Below are 22,315 nucleotides of genomic sequence, written 5' to 3'. Positions count from 1 at the left end.
TCTGGTTGATGTCCTAGGACACGCGCCCTTCGGCCTTCCGCGCTTCCCTCTTGCGCTTGGTGACTTCGGGATGGTGCCTGGACAAGGCGATCACTCCCACGATAGCAAGCGAACCGGCCACACCCATCGCCATCGCAGTCACGGCATGCACGTCGGCGCGCAGCTCACCCAGGATCGTGATCCCGATCGCGATGCCAACGATCGGGTCTATCACAGTCAGCCCGGCAATCACGAGGTCCGGCGGACCGCCGGAGTACGCGTTCTGGACGAACCAGGAGCCCAGTCCGCCGGCAGCAGCGATGGCGACCACCGAGTACCACGGCACGTTCAGCAAAACGAGCCCGTTCGGGTCCAGGATGTGCCTGCCGATGATGCGGGTCAAGACGGCAACAAAGCCGAACAGGATACCGGCGCCGAGGATGTAGACGAAGGCGCTCATCCGGTGTTTAAACATCACGGTCAGTGTCCCGAACACACCAACACCCAGGGCGAGCAGGAGCACAATGGTTAGCTCATCGGAGGAACTGACCTGGTGGTTCTCCTGGGTCACGTTGACGGCCAGGAGCACAAACATTGCCGAGCCCGTGACGCAGGCGGAGATGGCCACCACAGTGGCCCGGTTGATGCTCAACCCCTGGTCCTTGGCGTTGACGATGGTGGTGATGACCAGGGCAATCGCCCCGATCGGCTGGACCACGGTCAGCGGCGCCATGACGAGGGCGACGGCGTTCATCGCCATGCCCACGGTCAGCAGCAGCAGGCCAAACACCCAGCGCCGGCTGCGGAGCAGCCGGAGCAGGCCATGACTGCTCAGGGCCAGTCCCCCGGTGTCCGCCTTGACGGCGCTGCCTTGGCGCTGGGCGCCGATGGCGAGGCAAAACGCACCGAGGACGGCCAGCAGGACAGCGAACCACACCATTAGGGAGTGCCGCCGTCGACGTCGGGTGTGTGGTCCTTGACTGCGGTCCCCTTGCGGATGATGGCCCAGAAATAGTTGTAGGCGGCGATCCAGTGACCCACGAGGCCCAGCCCGAGGCAGATCCAGGCTGCGACGAGGTAGATGCCGGCGCCCGGAACAGGGAGCTTCGCGAGCACAAGCAGCGGCGTTCCAAGCAGCAGCAGGGCAGTCCGGACCTTGCCAATCCGGCTGACGGGCAGGTCAGGGTGGCTGTGGAAGTAGTACAGCGACAAGGTCAGCAGGACGCCGTCCGGGATAAGGAGGGCCGCGAGGTACCACCACTGCACAACCCCGGCGATCACGAGCGTCACGGCAACGGCAATCAGCGCCAGCCGGTCCGCGATGGGATCCATAACCCGCCCCAGGTGGGACATCTGGTCGTAGCGGCGGGCAACGTAGCCGTCCACCCAGTCGGTGCTGCCCATGACCGCCAGGACGAGGGCAGCAAAGCCATACTCCTGCGCCCCGAGGACGAGCCAGATGAACAGCGGGACGCCAAGGAACCGGACCACGGTCAACACGTTGGGGATGGTGAAGACCCTGTCGTGGTGGGTCTGGGGCTGACCAGGCCGGGCTCCAGCGCCGATGAACCTCATCGAATCCCCCTTTCCCTGGCCGGCAACGTGCGGACGTTGCAGTTCAGCGGTCTGCCTAACCTTTGAGTAGTTTGCGCAGCAGGAATACCATCGCGGCGGCCGAGGCGGCCAACGCGACGAGCGGCTTCCACCGCTGTCCCAAGTCGGCTGCCATGCCCGCCGCTCCGGTCGGGCTGCCATCCGGCACCGCACTGCTTGCCGGAGTGTGCCCGACGGCGGAGCGGAACCCTGCGACCTTGCCGCCGAGCTGTTCCTTGCCGTTCTGCAGCTTCGCCTGCGCCGCGGTCAGCAGGGCCCGCGCCTGGGGCTTGACGTCGAGTTCAGCATTGAGTTCATCACGGACCCCGGTGAGATGGGCCCGGCGCTGGTCCAGCCGGCGTCGCAGTTCCGATTCCGTGGGCGGCGGACCGAAGTCGGGCTCGGCGGCTTTCTTCGCTTCCTTCTCAGCTTTGGCCTTGGCTGCGGCCTCAGCCTTCGCGGCCTTCGCGGCCTTGAACTGAGCGGACGAAGGATCCAGCAGGGCAGCATCGAAAGCGGAGCCCTCCTTGGCGATGCCAAGGTCGTACTTGAGGCCGCGGATGGTGTCGGCCGGGACCAGCGGCATGGCCTTTTTGAATTTGTTGACACCTACCAGGCCGGCTATCGCGGCAATCAGCAGGAAGACGGCGCAGACCAGCAGGGCGGCGAGCCAGGCCGGCATAATCGTGGCGAGACCCATGATGGCGGCGACAATAAGGCCAATGACGAGGAAGGCGACGAATATAAGGGCGACGGCGAGAACGGCGGCGGCAACGCCGACTTGGATGCCCTTGCGCTTGATCTCGACTTTAGCCAGGGCAATCTCGTCGTTGAGCTGCCGCGGAGCCAGTTTGAAGATTAGTTTCAGGGTCTTGGGCAGCGCTGAAATGCGCGGCGCCCCGGTTGTCCCGCCGCTGTGACGTCCGCTCATCGGTCCTGCCTCACTCGTTACGTCTGTGATTCCGCTTCCGCGGGCTTGTCGGGTCTGCGCAACCTGACGCAGACCCCGGTGTCAAAACTACCATTCAGTCTTCCCGGCGCGGCGCCGGCGCGGGCTGTGGCGCGCCCGTTCAAGGCACCCCGGCGGTGAGAGTGAGCCCTAGGATTGGTCTCTGTGACTACACCCACGAATCCCGGCGATTCCCTGAGCCGCCGTCGGAAGCTCCTCTACATTCTGATGCTCGGCGCACTGACCGCGTTGGGGCCGTTCACTGTGGACCTTTATCTTCCGGCGTTCCCGGCCCTGGAAGAGAGCCTGAAGGTCTCGGAGGCGGCTGTCCAGCTGACGCTGACCGGCACCACCATCGGCTTTGCGTTGGGCCAGTTGGTGGTCGGTCCGCTCAGCGACAAGTTCGGCCGGCGGCTGCCGCTGATCCTCGCGACCGGAGTGCACATCACGGCCTCCCTGGGGGCGGCACTGTCGACCGATATCTCCACGCTGGGCTTCTTCCGGGTGCTGATGGGGATCGGTGCCGCGGGCGGGGGCGTGGTGGCCATGGCCATGGTCCGGGACCTGTTCAGTGGCTACGCCATGGTGCGCATGTTCTCCCGGATGGCCCTGGTAAATGGCCTGGCGCCCATCCTTGCTCCGGTAATCGGCTCGCAACTGCTGCTTTTTATGCCGTGGCCGGGGATCTTTTTGTTCTTGGCCGGCTACGGGGCCTGTGTCCTGACCGCAGCGGTGTTCGTCGTCCGCGAGACGCTGCCCCGGGAAATGCGCGGAAAAACCGGCATGACTGCCCGCCAGCGCTACGCCGTGCTGTTCGCCGACCGGATCTTCGTGGGCCTGCTGCTGGTCGGAGGCATGAACTTTGCCGGGCTGTTCACCTACCTTTCCGCGTCACCTTTCCTGTTCCAGAATGTGTACTCCTTCAGCCCGCAGCAATACGGGCTGCTTTTCGGCGTGAATTCGCTGGGTATCGTCGCCGGTGTGCAGACCAGCTCGCGGCTTATCCGCAGGGTCCCGCCGCAGTGGATTCTGGCCTGCTCCACGGCGTGGATGTTCCTGATGGCAGTGTTGATCGTAATTTTCGACCAGCTGGGCCTTGGGCTGTGGGGCGTGATGGTGCCGTTGTGGTTCTACATCCTCGGCGCGGGATTCACGTTTCCCTGCGTCCAGGTGCTGGCCTTGGCCAAGCACGGAGCGCAGGCCGGGACGGCTGCTTCCCTGCTCGGTGCCGCCACCTTCCTGCTGGCGGGCCTCATCTCGCCGGTGGTCGGCTGGCTCGGAGTCACCTCAGCCACGCCGATGGGCGCCGTCCAGGCCGCCTGCATCTTCCTGTCCGCCGCGTCGTTGTGGCTGATAGTCCGGCCCCGCACGGTTCCGGCGATCCAGTAGCCCGTCCCCCGCGGGACATGCCCACCCTTGGCACCTGCCCACCCGCGGGACATGCCCACCCGCGGGACATGCCCACCCTTGGCACCCAGGACCGGGCACATAGCCACCATGTCCGCCAGGGAACCCGAACACAGAGCATGTCCACTGTCCTCAAACCAGCCACCCGCGGGACATGCCCACCCTTGGCACCCAGGACCGGGCACATAGCCGCCATGTCCGCCAGGGAACCCGAACACAGAGCATGTCCACCTGGTGCGGGCGGGGTCCCGCCGTCCGGCCCTGTTGCGGCCCCACACCGGGCGATAAAGTGGAAGACGTGCCCCACTGGCAGGATCCTCCGCCCTTACCGGCCACGTGGCAGCGGTCCGACACCGGAATCCTGCCTCTGTGGTGGGATCGCCTGTGCACCCAGATGAGCCAACAGTCGGCCGCGCTCTTCGCCGCAGGGCTGTTCACCGAGGACCGCCGGCGCCCGATCGCGCAGTGGTACAACCCGGCCCACAATTCCGCGCTCCTGGTCGCCCCGGAGACGTCCCCGGAGTGGCCCGTGCAACGCTTCGCCATCTTCTACGCCCCGCCAGGTGGCGGCTTCACCCAGGTCCACTCGGCGCCGCACGAATGGCACCCGCGAGAACCACGCACGTCCCCCACCGAACGCGAAGCCTTCCAGGCCGCCGTGGCCGAGGCTGAACGCTTCCTGCAGGTGGAGATGTACTTCGTCTGAGCACGCGGGAGGGTTCCCGGCACAAGCACAAAAAAGGTCCCGCAGCCGGATACTCACCGACTGCGGGACCTGTCCGCTCCTCCTGCTGGACTTGAACCAGCAACCCTTCGATTAACAGTCGAATGCTCTGCCAATTGAGCTAAGGAGGAATGAAGCAGGTATGACATTAGCAAAGGTTTTGCCGCTTAGGAAATCGGCCTGCCGCAACCCCCGGCTACCCCCCTCGATACCCCCGCCGGGTATAAAAAGTCCCCGCCCCGGTGGCCCGGGACGGGGACTGCGCGCTCCTCCTGCTGGACTTGAACCAGCAACCCTTCGATTAACAGTCGAATGCTCTGCCAATTGAGCTAAGGAGGAATGAAGCGGATATAAGCCTAGCAAACACCGGGCCGGGAAGCGAAATTGAATCCCCCTGCCGGCCTATCAGGCCTCCGAGCGCAGCGACCGCCTCTGCATTTCCAACTGCATCAGCTCGCGGTTCAGCCGTTGGAAGTCCTCCGGGTCGGCGGAGGCGTCCAGGCGCTGAAGCTGTCCCATCTTCTCGGCCTTGACCCTAGTGATCTGCAGTTCGAACAGCCGAGCCAGAATATCCCGGCAGTAGCGCAGCACGCCGTCGGACGTGCTGGCGGGCAGCGGCACCACGGCCAGCTCGGACACAAGCGGGCGCAGCGGTTCGGGCACCTCCTGCAGCAACTGCTCCACCCACCGTGCCGGATCGCCAGCGAACGCCAGGCCGGTGGCCCGGATGGCCTCGTGGATGGCCAGGTACGCCGGTGTGGAAAACCTCGCCTCGGAGAAACGCAGCCAGGTCTCACCTTCCAGCATCGCTGACTGCTGCAGGGCAACCTCCAGCGCCTGCCGTTCCATTGCCGCCACGGGGTCGCGCGGGTCGGGCCGGTTAAAGGCCGGCAACCCGGCCGCCGCCGGCACGGGTGCCACCCCGGGCGCGGAGCGGCCACCGGCGACTGGCGAGGGACCTTGACCCTGCCCCCGGCTCTGGCCTTGGTAGTGGCTGCCGCCCGACGGCGGCTGGGCGGAACGCTTGGCGGCTGCGACCACGGCACGGCTGACTTCCTCTACCGGCATGCCCAGCCAGCCGGATAATTCCCGGGCATAGGCGGGTCGGATGCCGGCGTCGCGGATCTGCGCGACGACCGGCGCCGATTCCCGCAAGGCGGCGATCCGGCCCTCGACGGTGTCCAGATTGTGCCTCTTCAGGCTGGCCCGGATCGCGAATTCAAACAGCGGGCGGCGGGTGCCGATAAGGTCACGGACGGCAGCGTCACCCTTGGTCTGGCGCAGCTCGCACGGGTCGGCGCCGCCTGGCTCCACGGCCACGTACGTCTGGGCGACGAACCGCTGGTCCTCTTCGAAGGCGCGCAGCGCCGCCTTCTGTCCGGCAGCGTCGCCGTCGAAGGTAAAAATGACTTCGCCGCCGCTGCCGTCGTCGGACAGCAGGCGGCGGGCAATCTTGATGTGCTCGGTACCGAACGCCGTACCGCAGGTGGCCACGGCGGTTGTGATCCCGGCGAGGTGGCAGGCCATCACGTCGGTGTAGCCCTCCACCACAACGATCTGGCGGTCCTTTGCGATGTTGCGTTTGGCGAGGTCGATCCCGTAGAGGACCTGTGATTTCTTATAGAGCGCGGTTTCGGGTGTGTTCAGGTATTTCGGGCCCTGGTCGTCTTCGTAAAGCTTGCGGGCTCCGAAGCCGATCGTGTCCCCCGCGATGTCGCGGATAGGCCAGATCAGCCGCCCCCGGAACCGGTCGTATATCCCCCGGCCGCCTTCGGAGAACAAACCGGTGAGTTTGAGTTCGGGATCGGTGTAGCCCCGGCCGCGGAGGTGCTTAAGCAGGGAATCCCAGCCCTGCGGGGCGTAGCCGACGCCGAACAGTTCGGCGGCGGCACGGTCGAAACCTCGGCCGTGCAGGAAATTGCGGCCTTCCGTAGCCCCGGCGGTCAGCAACTGGGCGCGGAAGAACTCATCCGCGACCTTGTGGGCGTCGAGCAGGCGCTGCCGCCGGCCGACGTCTTCGCGGTTCGGGCCGGAGCCGCCGTCCTCGTACCGGAGTTCGAAGCCGATCCGGGCCGCGAGTTTTTCCACGGCTTCCTGGAACGAGGTGTGGTCCAGTTTCTGCACAAAGGAGATGACGTCGCCGTCTTCGCCGCAGCCGAAGCAGTGGTACCGGCCGACCTGGGGCCGGACGGTGAACGAGGGCGACCGCTCGTCATGGAACGGGCACAGGCCTTTGTAGGAGCCCAGCCCGGCGCCCTTGAGGGTCACATAGCCGTCGACGACTTCCTTGATGTCCGTGCGCTGGCGTACTTCATCGATATCTTCACGTTTGATCAGGCCAGCCACAGTGCCATCCTAGTACCGCGGACCTCGGGCGGCCGCCCACTGGCAGGACACTGCGGGCAAGTCACCGGAGACGTCACCACAGCGATGGCAGGCTGCCCACGAGCCGCTCATACATCGCCAGCGCAGACCCATCGGTCAACGACGCGACCTGGTCGATCACCACACGCAGCCGAGCACCGTCGTCGGCGGCGTCGCGCCAGTCCGCTGCGAACATGGGCTCCAGGTGTCGGTCCCCGGTCGCACTCAAGGCGGTCACCAGGGCGTGCAGGACCTCGCGCTGGCGTTCGTAAATGGGCTGCCTGTGTTCGGTGGTCATCACGAAGGTGGTGGCCAGGCCTTTCATCACGGCGATTTCCATCACGGTCTCGTCCGGGACAATCAGCTCCGCGTTGTACCTGGTCAGATTCTCCGGGCCGTAGACCGCCCGGGTGGACGCCAGCGCACTCTGGCAGAACCGGCCAATGAGCTGGCTTGTCATGTCCTTGAGCGCTGCCATGGACTTGCGGCTCCCATCGGCCTCGCGCACCCAGACGCTGGTGGCCTCCAGCCGGGCGAGGGCGGCATCTATCTCGGCGGCGTCGTAATGCGGGAGGTACCACTGCTTCGCGTAGCCGACCACCCGGGCCCGGTGGTCGGGATTGTCCATCCAGCGGAGCTGGAAGTGCCCGGCGACGATCGCATCCTCGACGTCGTGCACGGAGTAGGAGATGTCATCGGCGAGGTCCATAACCTGCGCTTCGAGGCAGGAGCGGCGTTCGGGCGCATCCTCGCGGATCCAGTCGAAGATCGGCAGGTCGTCCTCGTAGGCGCCGAACTTGCTGGTCCGTTCGCCGCGAATGACGGGTGCATTCGCGGCGGACCACGGGTACTTCGCCGCGGCGTCGAGGCTCGCCCGGGTGAGGTTCAGCCCGGCAGGCCGGCCGTCCGGCGCCAGGACCTTGGGCTCCAGCCGGGTCAGCAGCCGCAGCGTCTGTGCGTTTCCTTCGAAGCCGCCGATCGCGTGGGCTACCTCGTTCAGGGCAGATTCACCGTTGTGGCCGAAGGGCGGATGGCCAAGGTCGTGGCTGAGGCAGGCGGTGTCCACAACATCGGGGTCGCAGCCCAGGGCGCGGCCCAGTTCCCGGCCCACCTGCGCCACTTCGAGGCTGTGGGTGAGGCGGGTGCGGACGAAGTCGTCAGTATCCGGGGCCACTACCTGGGTTTTTGCCCCGAGCCGGCGCAGGGCAGAGGAGTGCAGTACCCTGGCGCGGTCCCGTTCGAAGTCGGAGCGGTAGGTGGACTTGGCCGGTTCCTCCACCCAGCGGGCACAGTCGCGGCCCAGGTAGCCGTCCAGCACGGGCGCGGTTGTCCTGGTTTCAGCCACCGGACACGTCCAGTTCCGCGTGGCTGATCTCACGCGACTGCTCGGCGTCCATGTTGCGGTCCAGCAGCCAGTCCTTAGGCAGGGCGGGCTTCTTGGGCGAGCCGGCGCGTCCGCGGGGGCCCTCGGCGTCACCGCCGGGGTACGGCGAATCAAGGTCCAGCTGGTCCAGCGTGCCGCGCAGGACCTCTAGGCTCGTCACCATGGCGAGTTTGGTCCGCAGTTCACTGCCGACCACGTAGCCCTTGAAGTACCAGGCCATGTGCTTGCGGATTTCACGCAGCGCCTTGCCTTCATCGTTGCCAAAGGTTTCGACCATCAGCTCGGCGTGCCGGTAGACACCCTCGGCCACTTGCCGCAGGTCCGGCTTGTGCCGCTCGTCGCTGCCTTCGAAGGCAGCCATAAGATCACCGAACAGCCACGGGCGGCCCTGGCAGCCGCGGCCCACGACCACACCGTCCACGCCAGTCTCCCGGACCATCCGGATGGCATCCTCGGCCGACCAAATGTCACCGTTGCCGAGCACAGGGATGTCTGGAAGGGCTTCGCGCAGCCGGGCAATCGCGGACCAATCGGCCTGGCCCGAATAGAACTGCGCGGCGGTGCGGCCGTGGAGCGCGACGGCGGCAACGCCGGAATCGCGCGCGATCCGTCCGGCGTCAAGGTAGGTGAGGTGGTCCTCGTCGATGCCTTTGCGCATTTTGATGGTCAGCGGGATGTTGCCCTTGGACGCTTCCTTCACGGCGGTCCGGACAATCGCTGTGAACAGATCGATCTTCCAGGGCAGGGCGGAGCCGCCGCCCCGCCGCGTTACCTTGGGTACCGGGCAGCCGAAGTTGAGGTCGATGTGGTCCGCGCGGTCCTCCTCAACGAGCATCCGGACGGCCTGGCCGACAGTGACGGGGTCCACGCCGTAGAGCTGCACGGACCTGACTCTCTCGTCCTCGTCATGCGAAATGATGCGCAGCGATTCCGGCGTGCGTTCGACGAGGGCACGGGAGGTGACCATCTCCGCGACGTACAGGCCGCCTCCGTATTCTCGGCAGAGCCTGCGGAAGGCTGAGTTGGTAATGCCGGCCATGGGAGCAAGGATCACGGGAGTATCCACCGTGAGCGGGCCCAGCTTCAGGGGCGGGAGTTCCAGCTTGGGGGCGGGAGGGGTAGCTACAACAGTCACTTGTCCATTGTCTCAAATCCGGGCAAATCGGTCGGAACCCCCGCCGGCTATGTGGAAATCCGGTGTCAGCCCCGGGCGGCGCGGCGTCCGCGCCGCCCGGCCGGCCCCGTTTCAAAGGCGCCGGCGGCAGCGGCACCGGCGAAGTCCAGACGCGGCCCGGCAGCGGCGAAGTCCGGACGCGGCCCGGCAGCGGCACCGGCAGCGGCACCGGCGTCGGCTCCTTCGTGCAGGGCGGCATCGATGGCTGCGGCACCGGCGGGGGCCGCGGCGGCTGCCGTGCGCGGGGCGTCCTCGGTGGCTGCCCTGCCCGCGTGTGGCCTCATCCCGGTCGCCTTAACGACCAACACGGCGATCAGCGTCGTCACCGGGATGGCCAGGACGAGCCCGACGGAACCGACGAGGGTACGGATCACTTCCTCGGAGAGCTCGGCGCTGGTCATGGCGTCCCCAAGCGGCCTTTCGTAAAGCATCACCAGGATCAGCACCGGCAGGGCCGCGCCGGCGTAGGCGAAGGCGATGGTGTAGACGGTGGAGGCGATATGGTCGCGTCCGATCCGCATGGCGGAGGTGAACAGCTGGCGGGCGGACGTTTCCGGCGCCAGTTCCCACAGCTCCCACACCGCCGAGGACTGTGTGATGGTGACGTCGTTGAGGACGCCCAGGCCCGAGATGATAAGGCCGCACAAAATGATGCCGGAGATCGAGATGTTGTCCGAGATGTTCGCCAGGGTGGCGGAGTCGTGGCTGCCCACCCCGGCGAGGTTGGCGGCGTCGGTGGCCCAGGCCGCCAGCAGCGCGGTGATGGCGAGCCCGAACATGGTCCCGAGCAGCGCCGTCGAGGTCCGGGCGGAGAAGCCGTGGGCGAAGTAGAGGACCCCGATCATGATCACCGTGGACCCCACCAGCGCCAGCAGGAGCGGCGGTTTGCCTTCCACAAGGCCGGGCAGCATAAAGCTGACCAGCACCGCATAGGCCCCGACGAGTCCGATCAGCGCGCGCAGCCCGCGCCAGCGGGCCACGGCGATGACAACGACGGCGTAGAGCACCGCGAGGAAAATGATCGGCATGGTCCGGACGAAGTCGACGAAGACGTAGGCCGGCGCGCCATGGGTGTCCGCCCCCTGGGCCTTGGAGAGGTTCAGGTAGCGGATGTTGTCGCCGGGCTTTACGCCGTGGGACTTCGCCACGTCCGGGTTGATGACCACCTTGACGGGGTTTCCGCCCTTGTCCGGGTTTGTGAACGCAAAGGTGCACTCCGATCCCTGCTGCGGTCCCGCGTCCGCCACGGGCTGCCCTTGCTGGAGCGCATCCATGCAGCTGCCAGTGACAACGCGCTGGATCTTGCCCGTGTCGAAAGTGACGCCGGGCGCGGCCGCATAGGGGCTGGCCAGCGTGATGCCCTCTTTGCTGCCCGAGGGCCACAGCAACGCCATCGCCACGAGTGTCAGCAGCGTCAGCGGGATCAGGACAGCGGCCAGAATGACGTTGGCTTTCTTGCGGGCGGCGAGCGCAGCCGGCGTCAAATCCGCCTGCCCGTGCGGGGTGTGTAAATGTCCGGCGCCCATCAGCGGTTCAACCTCATGGGAAAAACTCTACGGCGCTCCGCGGCGCCGTCCGGACCAGCGACGCCGCGACACTGTATCCCGCCTGGTTAGGCCGGCGCGATATTCTGGTTCATGCGGAAGAGGTTCTGCGGATCGTATTTGGCCTTATCCGCCCTCAACCGCTGATAGTTCGGCCCGTAATTTTCCGCGACCGGCCCAGATCGTCGCCGTCCATGAAGTAGATGTAGCCCGCAGTCTCTGAATAGGGCAGCAGGGCCGCTGCATAGTCCCGCACCCAGGCGATGTTCGCCTCGGTGTCCCGGGAGTCCTCCCAATGGCACGCTATGACCGGCGAGAACCTGGCGTCCCGGTTCGGAAACGCTTATTCCTTCACCCAGAACCCGTCAAGAGGATGCGGCCGGTACGCCCGCAGGGCACGCGTCCCAGCTCTAAAGCCCATCTTTCCCGGGCACTGCTCCGAATGTCCTGTGGGCCGTCCCCGGGAACCGCGGGACCTGACGCGCCCTGCGGCTCGGAGCCCCACTGCGGGCGCTGCGCCCTATGGTTGGAAACGACGGTTGAAAACGACGGTTGAAAACGACGGACACGATGTGGAGGTACGGCATGGCCATACGCAAGATAGACGACCGCGAACCTGAGCGCCCGGGCCCCGCCGCCAAGGCCGTATTGAGCATTGCCGCGGCAGCCGGGGAAACCCGGGGAGTTGCCCTGGTCCTGCACGGCGGACGGTCCGACAGCTTCGAATCCGTCCGTGCCCGGCACCTGAGTCCGGCCCGGATGCTGCCCTTCGCCCGCGCCCTCCGCAACGCCGGCACGGACGATGGCCTGGCAGTCTGGACTCTTCGGAACCGGTACCGGGGCTGGAACGGCGCGGCGATGTCCCCGGTCCAGGATGCCCGGTGGGCACTGAACCACATCAGCCGTGAACATCCTGGGGTTCCGATCTATCTTCTGGGCCACTCGATGGGGGGCTTGACCGCACTCTGCGTCGCGGACCACCCGCAGGTGGAAGCCGTCGTCGCCCTTGCGCCCTGGCTTAACGCCGAAACCCCGGTGGAGCGAGTGGCCGGCCGCCGGATCCTGATCGTCCATGGCACCGAGGACCGCTGGACCAGTCCCGGGAACTCGCTCGCGTATGCCCGCCGGGCCGACGGCGTCGCCGAGTCCGTGGACTACGTCTCCCTCAAGGGAGCAGGGCACTTTATGTTCCGCCGGCTGCACCTGTGGAACTTGCTCGCCAACGGTTTTATCCTCGATGCGTTCGCGGGCGGTTCAAGGCCGGACCCACACGGCGGCGCCGGCTCGTTCCGCAGCCTCCTTCCCGCCGCCGCCAGCCTCCCGGTGGTGCTGTAATGGCGGACTTTCCGCTCACCGGCTTCCTGGCCAGCCTGCCGTGGGTGGCGGCGGGCCTTGTGGTGCTGCTGGCCATCACCTTCAGCATCGCCGTCCGGCAGAACCGCCACTCCGTCATCGACACCGTCTGGGGCCTGGGCTTTGTAGTGGCGGCCGTCATCTCCTGGTTCCTTTCCGCCGGAGCCGGCGACGGCGGCCGGCGGCTGCTGCTGCTGGCGCTGGTGGCGGTCTGGGGCATCCGCCTCGCCGTCCACATCGGGCTTCGGGCCCGCGGCGGCCACGAGGATCCCCGCTACGTCGACATGCTCTCCTCAGCTCCGGGGTCCCGCAACAGCTACGCGGTGCGCAAGGTCTACCTGCCGCAGGGTGTGATCCTGTTCTTCGTCTCCCTGACCGTCCAGGTCGGGATGTTCGGCACCGGAAACCTTGGCTGGCTGGCATGGCTTGGTGTGCTGCTGTGGACTGTCGGTTTTGTTTTCGAGGCGGTTGGCGACTGGCAGCTGGCGCAGTTCAAGGATGATCCGTCCCGGCGCGGGACCGTGCTCAACACAGGGCTTTGGCGTTATACCCGGCACCCGAACTACTTCGGCGACGCCGCTGTTTGGACCGGAATCTTCCTGGTGGCCGCCGATTCCTGGCCGGGGGTATTGACGGTCCTCTCCCCTGCACTGATGATCTGGCTGCTAGCGGGCAAATCCGGCAAGCCGTTGACCGAGAAGGCCATGTCCGCCCGCCCGGGCTATAAGGAATATGTGGAGTCCACGTCGGGCTTCCTGCCCCTGCCGCCCCGCCGGATTCAGGGCGGTCGCTGACATGCCCTGGCGCCCCAGGCCCAATGACGGCTTCTACCGCGTGATCGTCAGCACCGGGCGAATGCTGCGCCGGCTCTTCCGGATCCGGGTCATCGTGACCGGGCAGGAACACCTCCCGGCGCCGGAGTCCCGCGGCGGGGGCCGGGAGGGTCGGTCCCGCCGGGTGGTCCCGGGCCGTGGCGCCGTCGTCGCGATCACCCACTTCGGGTACCTCGACTTCGCCTTCGCCGAAGTGCTGCTCTGGTGGCGCGCCAAGGCCCAGATGCGCTTCCTCATCACCCAGGGGGCGGCCGACCACTGGTTCGCGGGCCCGGCCATCAGCGCAGCCGGGCACATCGTCGTCGGCTATGGAACCGGCGCCCATGCCTACGACGCCGCCGTGGAAAAGCTCCGCGCGGGCGAGATCATCGCGATCCTGCCGGAGGCCGGCGTCAGCCGCAGCTTCCGCGTGCGCGAGTGCAAGACCGGCGCGGTGCGGATGGCGGCCGAGGCCGGGGTGCCCATCATCCCTGTGTCCGTCTGGGGCGCCCACCGGCTGATGACAAGGAACCACGGCTTTTCCCCTGCCCGCGCCTGGCGCGCGCCAGTCCGGATCCACGTCGGGGAACCGGTCTGCGTCGACCCGTCCCAGGACGCCCGGGCGGCCACCGACTCGCTGCGACGGTCCCTGCAGGCTGGCATCGATACCTGTATCGCGGACTTCCCCCTGGACCCGGCCCCGGGTGCGTGGTGGATGCCCGCGGCCCTCGGCGGCGGAGCACCTACCGAGGACGAACGCAGGCGGCTGGACAAGGCCGAAGGTCCGCGGCGCGCAGGCGGCCGGCGCCGATAAGCCTGGATACCGCCATCGTTTGGCTACACTCCTACGGGTACAAATGAGCACTCAATGGAGAGGTACACCCCTGTGGCAAACACAGTCCTGAGCAAAAGCGAAAGCGGCGAAGAACGCGGTCTCGCCCGGATAGCCCAACGGTTGGCCGCGTGGACCGAGAAGTGGTTTCCGGACGCCTACGTCTTCGCCCTGGCCGGCGTCATCATCATCGCTGTGGCCGCCTTGGCCATCGGAGCTTCGCCCCAGTCCATCGCCGATTCATTCGGCAACGGATTCTGGGACCTGACGGCCTTTACCCTGCAGATGGCGATGGTGGTGCTGACCGGCTACGTTGTGGCGACCTCACCGCCCGTAGCCAAGCTGATCAGCCGGCTGGCCCTCGTCCCGGCCACCGCCCAAACCGCGGTCAGCTTTGTCGCGCTGATGTCAATGTCGGTGTCCTTCCTGAACTGGGGCCTGAGCCTCATCTTCGGCGGCCTGCTGGCCCGTGCCATCGCCCGCCGCAAAGACTTGACGGTAGATTACCGCGCGCTTGGCGCCGCAGCCTTTATGGGCCTCGGCGCCGTCTGGGCGCTCGGGCTGTCCTCCTCCGCAGCACAGCTGCAGGCCACCGCCGCCTCACTGCCGCCGGCACTGCTGAAGATCACCGGCATCCTGGACTTCGGCACCACCATCTTCACGTGGCAGTCGCTGCTCACCCTGGCAATCCTGATGGCGCTGACCACAGTCATCGCGCACTTCTCGGCGCCCCGGGGCGGCGCCATCCGCACCGCCGCGGACCTCGGCGTCGACCTTGACGACGCGCCGGGCGAACCGGCACCGCGTTCGCGCCCGGGCGAGTGGCTCGAATACAGCATCATCCTGCCGGTGCTGGCCGGCATCCTGACACTCGGCTGGCTTATCTCGCAGTTCCTTACCAAGCCCTTCCTCACCGTGGTGAGCAGCCTCAACGGCTACCTGCTGGTCTTCCTCATCCTGGGCCTGGTGCTGCACGGGACCCCGCGGAACTTCCTGCAGGCCGTCACCAAGGCTGTTCCGGCGACCGCCGGAATCCTGGTCCAGTTCCCGCTCTATGCGGCGATGGCGGCGATCCTCACCAAGGCCACCGGCAACGGCGGGATGACCATCTCCGCGCACCTGGCCGAGTTCTTCTCGGGCATCGGCAGCGGCGGCGGGTTCGCCGTCGTTATTGCGCTGTACACCGCCCTGCTCGGCCTGCTTGTCCCCTCTGGCGGCGGCAAGTGGCTCGTCGAGGCGCCGTACGTGATGCAGTCGGCCACCGACGTCCAGATGAACCTCGGCTGGACCGTGCAGATCTATAACATCGCCGAGGCCCTGCCGAACCTGATCAACCCGTTTTTTATGCTTCCGTTGCTCGCCGTGCTGAAGTTGCGGGCCCGGGACCTGGTGGGCTTTACCTTCCTGCAGTTTGTGTTCCACCTGCCGGTGGTGCTGCTGCTCGTCTGGCTCCTGGGCATGACGTTCGACTTCGTTCCCCCGGTGATGCCGCCGGGTAAATAGGCCTGCACGCAAACTGACCCGCAGCTGTGGCCGTTATCACGCTTCATAACGGCCGCAACTGCGGGTCAGTTGGGTTAATGGCTAGGCCGGGTCCGAGACCACCAGCGTATTGGCACCCTGCAGACGGGCTTTGCCGCTTTCGAGCAGCGGCTCGACGACGGCGCTCAGCGCCGACATCGAGTCGTCCAGTTCCAGCAGCACCGGGTGCTGGAACGCAATCAGCGCCAGCAAGTCCCGAACCGCTGCCTGGGCTTCGTCCGCGGAGAGGTTCGGCTCGTGGCCCAGGAATACGTCGGTGGGCTGGCCGGACGGGGCTTCGCCCGCCGTTCCGTCGACGGGTACGAGCTCGGCGTAGCTGATGGCAAAAGCCTCGAGCCTGCCCTTCCTGCTGGCCGGCACCCCCGCACCGAAGGCACTGGCCTTCGGTGCGCGCAGCACAATCGCGCCGTGCGCTCCGCTGAGCTCGTCCAGGAACAAGCGCTGGACCTTGGCAATACTGAGCTCACCCGGGCTGTCCCAGCCGTGCACGGACGTGTAGTAGCGTCCCACCACATCGCTGAGCTCCACCGAACCGGTGGCCAGGTCCTCCACCTGCTCGGAGGCAGCAGCCTCGGAACCGTCGCCGAAAACGGGCAGCTTAAGCGCGCCGGGGTCGACGACGACGAGCCGGGAACGCTGGATCGGCACCATCCCTGCCGCCTCGACGAAGGCCGCGCCGGGGGTGCCCGGCTCCACCTTGGTCCGCAGCCGGCTGACACCGGACGGCGACTGGGCCGCCTCGTGCCGCAGCATGGTCAGCAGCGTCGAGCCGACGCCCGTGCGGCGGTGGTGCCGGTCAACCTCGATGTAGGCCCAGAGCCGTTCCGGGTGCAACGAGGCCTCGTGCACAACGCCGGCCGCGACCGGGATGGCCACACCGTCGACGACGTCCTCGGCCACGATGCAGCGCCGCCACGGCGCCCCGCCCGAGGGGGCCAGGGTACCGCGGAACTGCCGGGCCTGCTCGGTCTCGGGCCCGCCCCAGATTTCGAGCAGTGCCAGGTCGTCGCCGTCGCGCCATTGACGGTATGCGATCGCCACGATCAGGCGCCGATCAGCCGTGCGGCCAGGTAACCCTCCACCTTGTCCAGGGAAACGCGCTCCTGGCTCATGGTGTCGCGTTCGCGGATGGTGACGGCCTGGTCGTCCAGGGTCTCGAAGTCCACTGTGATGCAGAACGGCGTGCCGATTTCGTCCTGACGGCGGTAGCGGCGGCCGATGGCGCCGGCGTCGTCGAACTCGATGTTCCAGCTTTTGCGCAACTGGGCAGCGAGGTCCTTGGCCTTCGGGGACAGATCCTCGTTCCGGCTGAGCGGAAGCACTGCCGCCTTGACCGGGGCCAGGCGCGGATCAAGCTTGAGTACTGTGCGGACGTCGACGCCGCCCTTGGAGTTGGGTGCCTCGTCCTCGGTGTACGCGTCGATCATAAACGCCATAAACGAACGGGTCAGCCCGGCGGCCGGTTCAATCACGTACGGGGTGTAGCGCTCGTTGGTGGCCTGGTTAAAGTAGCTCAGGTCCTGGCCGGAGGCCTTGGCGTGGGTGGAGAGGTCGAAGTCGGTGCGGTTGGCGACGCCCTCAAGCTCACCCCACTCCGAGCCGTGGAAGCCGAAGCGGTACTCGATGTCGGTGGTGCCCTTGGAGTAGTGGCTGAGTTTCTCCAGCGGGTGCTCGAAGAAGCGCAGGTTCTCTTCCCGGATGCCGAGGCCCGTGTACCAGGACATCCGCTCCTTCATCCAGTACTGGTGCCACTGCTCGTCGGTGCCCGGTTCGACGAAGAATTCCATTTCCATCTGCTCGAACTCACGGGTGCGGAAGATGAAGTTGCCCGGTGTGATCTCGTTGCGGAAGGACTTGCCGATCTGGCCGATGCCAAAGGGCGGCTTCTTGCGGGACGTGGTGAGCACGTTGGAGAAGTTCACAAAGATGCCCTGGGCCGTTTCCGGACGCAGGTAGTGCAATCCCTCTTCGTTGGCCACCGGGCCGAGGTAGGTCTTGAGCAGGCCGGAGAATTCCTGCGGCTCGGTCCATTCTCCGCGGGTGCCGCAATTTGCGCAGGCGATGTCCTTAAGGCCGTTCTCGGGGGGACGGCCCTTCTTCTCCTCGAATTCTTCCTCGAGGTGATCGGCGCGGTAACGCTTGTGGCAGGAGAGGCATTCGACCAGCGGGTCGGAGAACACGTCAACGTGCCCGGATGCCTCCCAGACCTGGCGGGGCAGGATGACCGAGGAATCCAGGCCAACGACGTCGTCGCGGCCACGGACCACTGACTGCCACCACTGGCGCTTGATGTTTTCCTTCAGCTCGGCACCCAGGGGCCCATAGTCCCAGGCCGAACGGGAACCCCCATAGATTTCACCGGCCTGGAATACGAAACCCCGGCGCTTGGCGAGGGAGATGATCTGGTCGAGGACGGATTTTGCTGCCATGGGAACTCCACTTTCTACAGGGCCGCTGGGTGCGGTCCGCGGTCTCAGCCCCGGAACCCCGGCTGGTTGCCGGTCGGGGCACTACAAAAACGCAAAACTAAAACACAAACACCGGCACGCGCCAACCAGCCGGTCCCGGAGGAGTGCTTAATGGTGGCGGTGCAGGAAGCTGCGCCTCCTAGCCTACCGGGCAGCCGGTCCCCGGCCCCGCCCCAGGACACCCCGGGGCCACGGCAGGCTCGCGAGCACAATGGCGGCCAGGGTCAGCAGTGTTCCCAGCACGGTGGGCAGCTCCACCACCGTGCCGGGTGACGGGAACGCCAGGTCCAGTCCCAGCGAACCCAGCAGCTGGCCCGCGATCATGCCCAGTCCGGTCACCAGCACGCCCAGGCTGCGCACCAGCAGGGCCCCGACGCCGATAAAGACGCAGCCCATGGGCCCGCCCAGGTAGTACCACCACTCCCCCGGCAGCGCATTGCCTGGACCCGCGACGGCGGCCTTGACCAGCCACGCGGCCCAGAGCAGGACCGAGCCGGCGATGAAGTTCATCAGGGTAGCGGCGATCGGTGTGCCGTAGTGCACAGCAGCGGTGCCGTTCATGGCCTGCTGGAAGCTCATCAGGAAGCCGGCCAGGACGGGGACCAGGACCGGAACCAGCAGATCGGACATTCCCGCTTCAGCACCGGAGAAGCGCGGAGATACGGCCCAGGCGACGGCGGCAACGGTCAGGACGCTGCCCAGCACCCTGATTCCGGTGATGGATCTCCGGCCGGCCGGGCCAATCCCGATCCGGTCGACAAGCAGCCCGCTGAGGGTCTGGCCGGTCACGGCAGCGACCGTGAACAGGGCTACCCCCAGCACGCCGATCGTGAACGACTGCGCGAAGACGAAGAAAGCGCCGATGCAGCCGGCCAGGACGAAGTAGGGCGGGAACCGGCGCTCCCGGACGGCCGGCAGGATCTGCGCCAGCCCGGCCCGTCCGCGCGGCAGGACGAGCGAAATCACGATCATCACCACCAGCCCGGTCGAGAAACTCACCACAGCGGCGCCGATTCCGTCCGCGAGCGCCGTCCCCAGGGCGCCGTTGATCCTGCCCTGCACGGGCATCATCAGCCCCGCCGCCACGGCGAGGGGCAGCCCCGCGAGGAACGGAAGCCGGGGTGTGTGGGTCATTGCTGGCCCCTTTCGTCAGGCATCATTACTTCTATGAGCAAACCGGAAATTGCAGAGGTCCCCATCCGCGACGACATGATCCGGCTCGGCCAGCTCTTGAAGCTGGCCAGCCTGGTTGAGGACGGGGTGGAAGCGGCGGAGCTGATCAAGGGCGGACTCGTGAAGGTCAACGGCGATATTGACGAACGCCGCGGCCGCCAGCTCCACCACGGGGACACCGTAACCGTCAACGGCAGGACAGTGCGGATCAGTACCCCTGCCGGAGCGTAACCCGGACACTGGCGCCGGGCACAGTCCGCCCCGGCGCCGCCGGTTCAGCTCCTCAGCACCTCATGGGTCAGGAACTCGCCGACGTGCCCGATTTCCTGCTGGTTGATGCCGTGCCACATTCCGGTGTACAGGACCTTGGTGAGCTTAACGTGTTGACGGGCCCAGCCCAGGGTGAAGTCGACCTTCTCGGCCGGGATCACGGGATCCTGCTGGTCGCGGCCCCAGAACATCGGCACCGTCCCGTCCAGCTCCGCGTCACGGAAACCGCTGTCAGCACCGGCGTCGACCGCAAAACCGGAGAGTCCGACGACGGCGGCGTAGTCCGCGGGCCGCCGGCGCAACAGCGCGGTGGCGAGCGCCATCCCCATTGAAAAGCCCAAAAGCGTCACGGACGGGTGGTTCGGACGAACCGAGTCGAGCCAGTTCTCGACGTACCCGGCGGCATCCTTGACGGCGTCCAGGGAGTAGCCGATCGACGCCGACAACGGGAACCAGGTGAAGCCTGCACCGGAGACCATCGGGGCGCGCACCGACGCGACGGCGAATTCCGGCGGCAGCAGCTCGGCCAGGCTCATAAGGTCCGCTTCGTTGGCCCCATAGCCGTGCAGCAGGACCAGCAGCGGCCTGCCGGCCCGCTCTGGCTCCGGTTGGGACCACAGGACAACAGGGGCGGGGAAGGCAACAGCGTGTGTCATGGCTCCATTCTTACAGTTACCTGGAAGTAACAATTTCCGGTGGCGCGGCTTTACCGGAAGAGTGCACCATATGAAGGTGAACGAAACTGAAGCCCTCGCGACCTCCCCGGACAACGTCATTGCCCATCCCTGGTCCCGCTACGTGGCCATGGGTGACTCCTTTACCGAGGGCATCGGCGACCCCGAACAGGCGAGTCCGGGTGGACACCGGGGCTGGGCGGACCGCGTGGCCGAGGAACTGAGCCGCGGCCACGACGGCTTCGCCTATGCCAACCTGGCCGTCAGGGGCCGTCTCCTGCAGCAGATAGTGGACCAGCAACTGGCGCATTGCCTGTCCCTGCGGCCCGACCTTGTGACCTTGTCCGCCGGCGGAAACGACCTGATCCGCCCCGGCGGAGACCCGGATGCCCTAGCCGAGAAACTGGATTCGGTGGTGCAGATCCTCGCCCTGGCCGGCGCCACAGTGGTCCTCTTCAACGGTCCCGACACCGGTTCCTCCGTGCTGGGCCGGGTACGGAGCAAGGTGGCCATCTATAACGAGAACCTCCGCACCATCGCGGCCCGCCACGACGCCATCATCGCGGACATGTGGTCCCTGCGGCAGCTGAACGACCCGCAGATGTGGGATGCGGACCGGCTGCACTTCTCGCCGCTGGGCCATCACACCATCGCGGCCATGGTCCTGGAATCCCTCAACGTCGAGCACACCCTGGAGCCCCTCTCCCCCAAGCCGCTGCCGCCGCAAAGCTGGCGGCAGGCCCGGTCCGGTGATCTGGTGTGGGCCCGTGAATACTTTGTGCCGTGGGTCGTCCGGCGGATCCGGCACCGTTCCTCCGGCGACGGCGTCACGGCCAAGCGCCCGCTCCCGGGGCCCGTCTTCGGACCCGGCATGCCGCTGGGGTCGGGCGAAGGCCCTCCCGGCACCGGCGAGCCCGTACGGTCCTGACCGGCGCCCGGTCCCGGGCACCCCGGAACCGGTCTGCGCGTTAGGCTGGAAGGACACTTCCTGAAAGGCGTGCCGTGAACAGTCTGTTCTTTTGGATCATCGTTTTGTCATTCCTGGTCCCGATGGCTATGCGCTACTACAAGAAGTCGGTGCGCGGCCGAAACCGGAACCAGGGTATGCCCGGCGGACTGCCGGACCGGTTCGGCAACTTCCCCGGCGCCGGTCCCGGCCCCGGCCAGCACCCCGGCCAGCAGGGAAACCCGCCGCGGGACGGCTTCACCCAGCGGGACTACTACGGCGGATTCGGACAGCTCGGCGCACCGCAGCCTCCCGCGAAGCAGGACTACCGCGCCCCGTATGAGGACAGCCCGGAGTACCTGAATCACCCGCCGCAGGCCGCGCCGCAGCAGCAATGGCAGCCGCCGGCGCCGATTCCGACCCCGGTTCCGACCCCGGAGCCGTCGCCTCAACCGCCGGCGGCCCCGCAGGGCTTCCGGGCGCGCAAGCTCGCCGACCTGGACCAGCGGTACAGCGACGGCGAGCTCTCCATGGAGGACTACATGGCCCAGCGGGCCGAGATCATGAAGGGCTAGCGAAGTCCACGTCGGCAGCGTTCACGGTTCCTGCGGTGCGCCCCGGAGCCCGGTGGTACCGCCAATAGAGATTCGTGTGGGCCACCACAAGTTCCGGCGGCGGCGCACCAAATTCACTGAGGTCCTCGGTGGTGTGGGCGTCCGCCACCAAGGTGACGTCATATCCGCGGGTGATGGCACCGTGGAGTGTGGAGCGAATGCACTCGTCGGTCTGCGCTCCGGCCAGGAACAAACGGCCGATGCCGCGGCCGGCCAGCACTGACTCCAGGTCGGTCGCTTCGAAGGCGTCGCTGTACTCCTTGGGCACCAGCGGCTCCGCCTCGCCCCGGACGAGCTCGGGAACATAGCGCCAGCCTGCGCTGCCGCTCGGGAGTTCCGCCCCGCTGTGCTGCACCCAGACGACCGCCGCCCCGGCGTCGCGCGCCTTGTCCACGAGGGTGGCGATGGTCGCGATGACGTCGTCGCGGCGGTAGGCCGCCGCGACGACGTCGAGCTGCATGTCCACGACGACCAGGGCCGTGTTGGGCCGGTTCTCAAGCGTGCTCATATGCC

At 66.9% G+C, this 22,315-nt stretch carries 22 protein-coding genes and 2 tRNA genes; 9 read left to right on the top strand and 15 right to left on the bottom strand.

Annotated features, from left to right (window positions below):
* Nucleotides 1–13: 13 nt before the first annotated feature.
* The 3 genes from QMG72_RS05345 to QMG72_RS05335 are packed head-to-tail and all read right to left on the bottom strand — an operon-like array spanning nucleotide 14 to nucleotide 2,503.
* Nucleotides 14–919, bottom strand: a complete 906-nt coding sequence (locus tag QMG72_RS05345; RefSeq protein ID WP_253033276.1) for a DMT family transporter — start codon at nucleotides 917–919, stop codon at nucleotides 14–16.
* Nucleotides 919–1,554 (bottom strand): CDP-alcohol phosphatidyltransferase family protein, encoded by a 636-nt coding sequence (locus QMG72_RS05340; RefSeq protein WP_226774268.1) that lies wholly within the window; start codon nucleotides 1,552–1,554, stop codon nucleotides 919–921. The genes QMG72_RS05345 and QMG72_RS05340 overlap by 1 nt, the downstream gene beginning before the upstream one ends.
* A 55-nt stretch (nucleotides 1,555–1,609) precedes the next feature.
* Nucleotides 1,610–2,503 carry a phage holin family protein gene (locus QMG72_RS05335; RefSeq protein ID WP_253033278.1) on the bottom strand — a complete coding sequence of 298 codons (894 nt, stop codon included), beginning with the start codon at nucleotides 2,501–2,503 and terminating at the stop codon, nucleotides 1,610–1,612.
* Between the two features lie 183 nt (nucleotides 2,504–2,686).
* Between QMG72_RS05335 and QMG72_RS05330 the strand changes: the two genes are divergently transcribed.
* On the top strand, nucleotides 2,687–3,910 hold the full coding sequence (locus QMG72_RS05330; protein ID WP_283479911.1) for a multidrug effflux MFS transporter: 1,224 nt from the start codon (nucleotides 2,687–2,689) through the stop codon (nucleotides 3,908–3,910).
* Between the two features lie 316 nt (nucleotides 3,911–4,226).
* Entirely contained in the window at nucleotides 4,227–4,634 is a 408-nt protein-coding gene (locus QMG72_RS05325; RefSeq protein WP_342451760.1) for a hypothetical protein, read from the top strand.
* Nucleotides 4,635–4,710: 76 nt separating this feature from the next.
* Here the strand turns inward: QMG72_RS05325 and QMG72_RS05320 are convergent.
* The 7 genes from QMG72_RS05320 to QMG72_RS05290 form a co-directional block, all read right to left on the bottom strand.
* A tRNA-Asn gene (locus tag QMG72_RS05320) sits at nucleotides 4,711–4,783 on the bottom strand.
* Nucleotides 4,784–4,918: 135 nt separating this feature from the next.
* Nucleotides 4,919–4,991, bottom strand: a tRNA-Asn gene (locus QMG72_RS05315).
* A 66-nt stretch (nucleotides 4,992–5,057) separates the two neighbouring features.
* The gene (gene dnaG, locus QMG72_RS05310) at nucleotides 5,058–6,998 is read right to left on the bottom strand and encodes a DNA primase (protein ID WP_283479909.1); all 1,941 of its coding nucleotides are present in this window, start codon (nucleotides 6,996–6,998) and stop codon (nucleotides 5,058–5,060) included.
* A 73-nt stretch (nucleotides 6,999–7,071) separates the two neighbouring features.
* The gene (locus QMG72_RS05305) at nucleotides 7,072–8,361 is read right to left on the bottom strand and encodes a deoxyguanosinetriphosphate triphosphohydrolase (RefSeq protein WP_226774273.1); all 1,290 of its coding nucleotides are present in this window, start codon (nucleotides 8,359–8,361) and stop codon (nucleotides 7,072–7,074) included.
* A complete protein-coding gene (dusB, locus tag QMG72_RS05300; protein ID WP_283479907.1) occupies nucleotides 8,354–9,535 on the bottom strand; it encodes a tRNA dihydrouridine synthase DusB in 1,182 nt (393 codons plus the stop codon). The genes QMG72_RS05305 and dusB overlap by 8 nt, the downstream gene beginning before the upstream one ends.
* A 65-nt stretch (nucleotides 9,536–9,600) precedes the next feature.
* Entirely contained in the window at nucleotides 9,601–11,100 is a 1,500-nt protein-coding gene (locus QMG72_RS05295; RefSeq protein ID WP_283479905.1) for a YibE/F family protein, read from the bottom strand.
* A gap of 86 nt (nucleotides 11,101–11,186) precedes the next feature.
* Nucleotides 11,187–11,420, bottom strand: a complete 234-nt coding sequence (locus QMG72_RS05290; RefSeq protein ID WP_283479903.1) for a BBE domain-containing protein — start codon at nucleotides 11,418–11,420, stop codon at nucleotides 11,187–11,189.
* 283 nt (nucleotides 11,421–11,703) lie between these two features.
* On the opposite strand from QMG72_RS05290, the gene QMG72_RS05285 reads away from it, so the two are divergent.
* The 4 genes from QMG72_RS05285 (at nucleotide 11,704) to QMG72_RS05270 (ending at nucleotide 15,618) form a co-directional block, all read left to right on the top strand.
* Complete coding sequence (locus QMG72_RS05285) at nucleotides 11,704–12,453, top strand: alpha/beta hydrolase (RefSeq protein WP_282359296.1); 750 nt, start codon at nucleotides 11,704–11,706, stop codon at nucleotides 12,451–12,453.
* Nucleotides 12,453–13,265, top strand: a complete 813-nt coding sequence (locus QMG72_RS05280; RefSeq protein WP_226774977.1) for a DUF1295 domain-containing protein — start codon at nucleotides 12,453–12,455, stop codon at nucleotides 13,263–13,265. Before QMG72_RS05285 ends, QMG72_RS05280 begins: the two co-directional genes overlap by 1 nt.
* 1 nt (nucleotide 13,266) lies before the next feature.
* On the top strand, nucleotides 13,267–14,097 hold the full coding sequence (locus QMG72_RS05275) for a lysophospholipid acyltransferase family protein (RefSeq protein ID WP_226774976.1): 831 nt from the start codon (nucleotides 13,267–13,269) through the stop codon (nucleotides 14,095–14,097).
* 72 nt (nucleotides 14,098–14,169) lie between these two features.
* Nucleotides 14,170–15,618 carry a short-chain fatty acid transporter gene (locus QMG72_RS05270; RefSeq protein WP_226774975.1) on the top strand — a complete coding sequence of 483 codons (1,449 nt, stop codon included), beginning with the start codon at nucleotides 14,170–14,172 and terminating at the stop codon, nucleotides 15,616–15,618.
* Nucleotides 15,619–15,699: 81 nt separating this feature from the next.
* Here the strand turns inward: QMG72_RS05270 and QMG72_RS05265 are convergent, their stop codons facing one another.
* The 3 genes from QMG72_RS05265 to QMG72_RS05255 form a co-directional block, all read right to left on the bottom strand.
* Nucleotides 15,700–16,698 carry an N-acetyltransferase gene (locus tag QMG72_RS05265; protein ID WP_226774974.1) on the bottom strand — a complete coding sequence of 333 codons (999 nt, stop codon included), beginning with the start codon at nucleotides 16,696–16,698 and terminating at the stop codon, nucleotides 15,700–15,702.
* A gap of 2 nt (nucleotides 16,699–16,700) precedes the next feature.
* A complete protein-coding gene (locus tag QMG72_RS05260; protein ID WP_226774973.1) occupies nucleotides 16,701–18,086 on the bottom strand; it encodes a glycine--tRNA ligase in 1,386 nt (461 codons plus the stop codon).
* A gap of 183 nt (nucleotides 18,087–18,269) precedes the next feature.
* On the bottom strand, nucleotides 18,270–19,259 hold the full coding sequence (locus tag QMG72_RS05255; protein ID WP_226774972.1) for a DMT family transporter: 990 nt from the start codon (nucleotides 19,257–19,259) through the stop codon (nucleotides 18,270–18,272).
* Between the two features lie 33 nt (nucleotides 19,260–19,292).
* Between QMG72_RS05255 and QMG72_RS05250 the strand changes: the two genes are divergently transcribed.
* Nucleotides 19,293–19,529: an RNA-binding S4 domain-containing protein gene (locus tag QMG72_RS05250; protein WP_226774971.1), complete on the top strand. Its 237-nt coding sequence runs from the start codon at nucleotides 19,293–19,295 to the stop codon at nucleotides 19,527–19,529.
* A gap of 44 nt (nucleotides 19,530–19,573) precedes the next feature.
* Here the strand turns inward: QMG72_RS05250 and QMG72_RS05245 are convergent, their stop codons facing one another.
* Nucleotides 19,574–20,224, bottom strand: coding sequence for an alpha/beta hydrolase (locus QMG72_RS05245; protein WP_226774970.1), 651 nt, complete (start codon nucleotides 20,222–20,224; stop codon nucleotides 19,574–19,576).
* A gap of 70 nt (nucleotides 20,225–20,294) precedes the next feature.
* Between QMG72_RS05245 and QMG72_RS05240 the strand changes: the two genes are divergently transcribed.
* Both QMG72_RS05240 and QMG72_RS05235 read left to right on the top strand, forming a co-directional pair.
* Nucleotides 20,295–21,170 carry an SGNH/GDSL hydrolase family protein gene (locus tag QMG72_RS05240; RefSeq protein WP_396021274.1) on the top strand — a complete coding sequence of 292 codons (876 nt, stop codon included), beginning with the start codon at nucleotides 20,295–20,297 and terminating at the stop codon, nucleotides 21,168–21,170.
* 74 nt (nucleotides 21,171–21,244) lie between these two features.
* Nucleotides 21,245–21,763 carry a hypothetical protein gene (locus QMG72_RS05235; RefSeq protein WP_282359291.1) on the top strand — a complete coding sequence of 173 codons (519 nt, stop codon included), beginning with the start codon at nucleotides 21,245–21,247 and terminating at the stop codon, nucleotides 21,761–21,763.
* Here the strand turns inward: QMG72_RS05235 and QMG72_RS05230 are convergent.
* A complete protein-coding gene (locus QMG72_RS05230) occupies nucleotides 21,750–22,310 on the bottom strand; it encodes an isochorismatase family protein (protein WP_283479902.1) in 561 nt (186 codons plus the stop codon). The two genes, QMG72_RS05235 and QMG72_RS05230, sit on opposite strands and share 14 nt — an antisense overlap.
* Nucleotides 22,311–22,315 lie beyond the last annotated feature (5 nt).

Origin of the sequence: Pseudarthrobacter sp. PH31-O2 (genome assembly GCF_030063265.1) — a bacterium.
Classification (GTDB): Bacteria; Actinomycetota; Actinomycetes; order Actinomycetales; family Micrococcaceae; genus Arthrobacter.
This window is presented reverse-complemented; position numbering and strand designations above follow the sequence as displayed.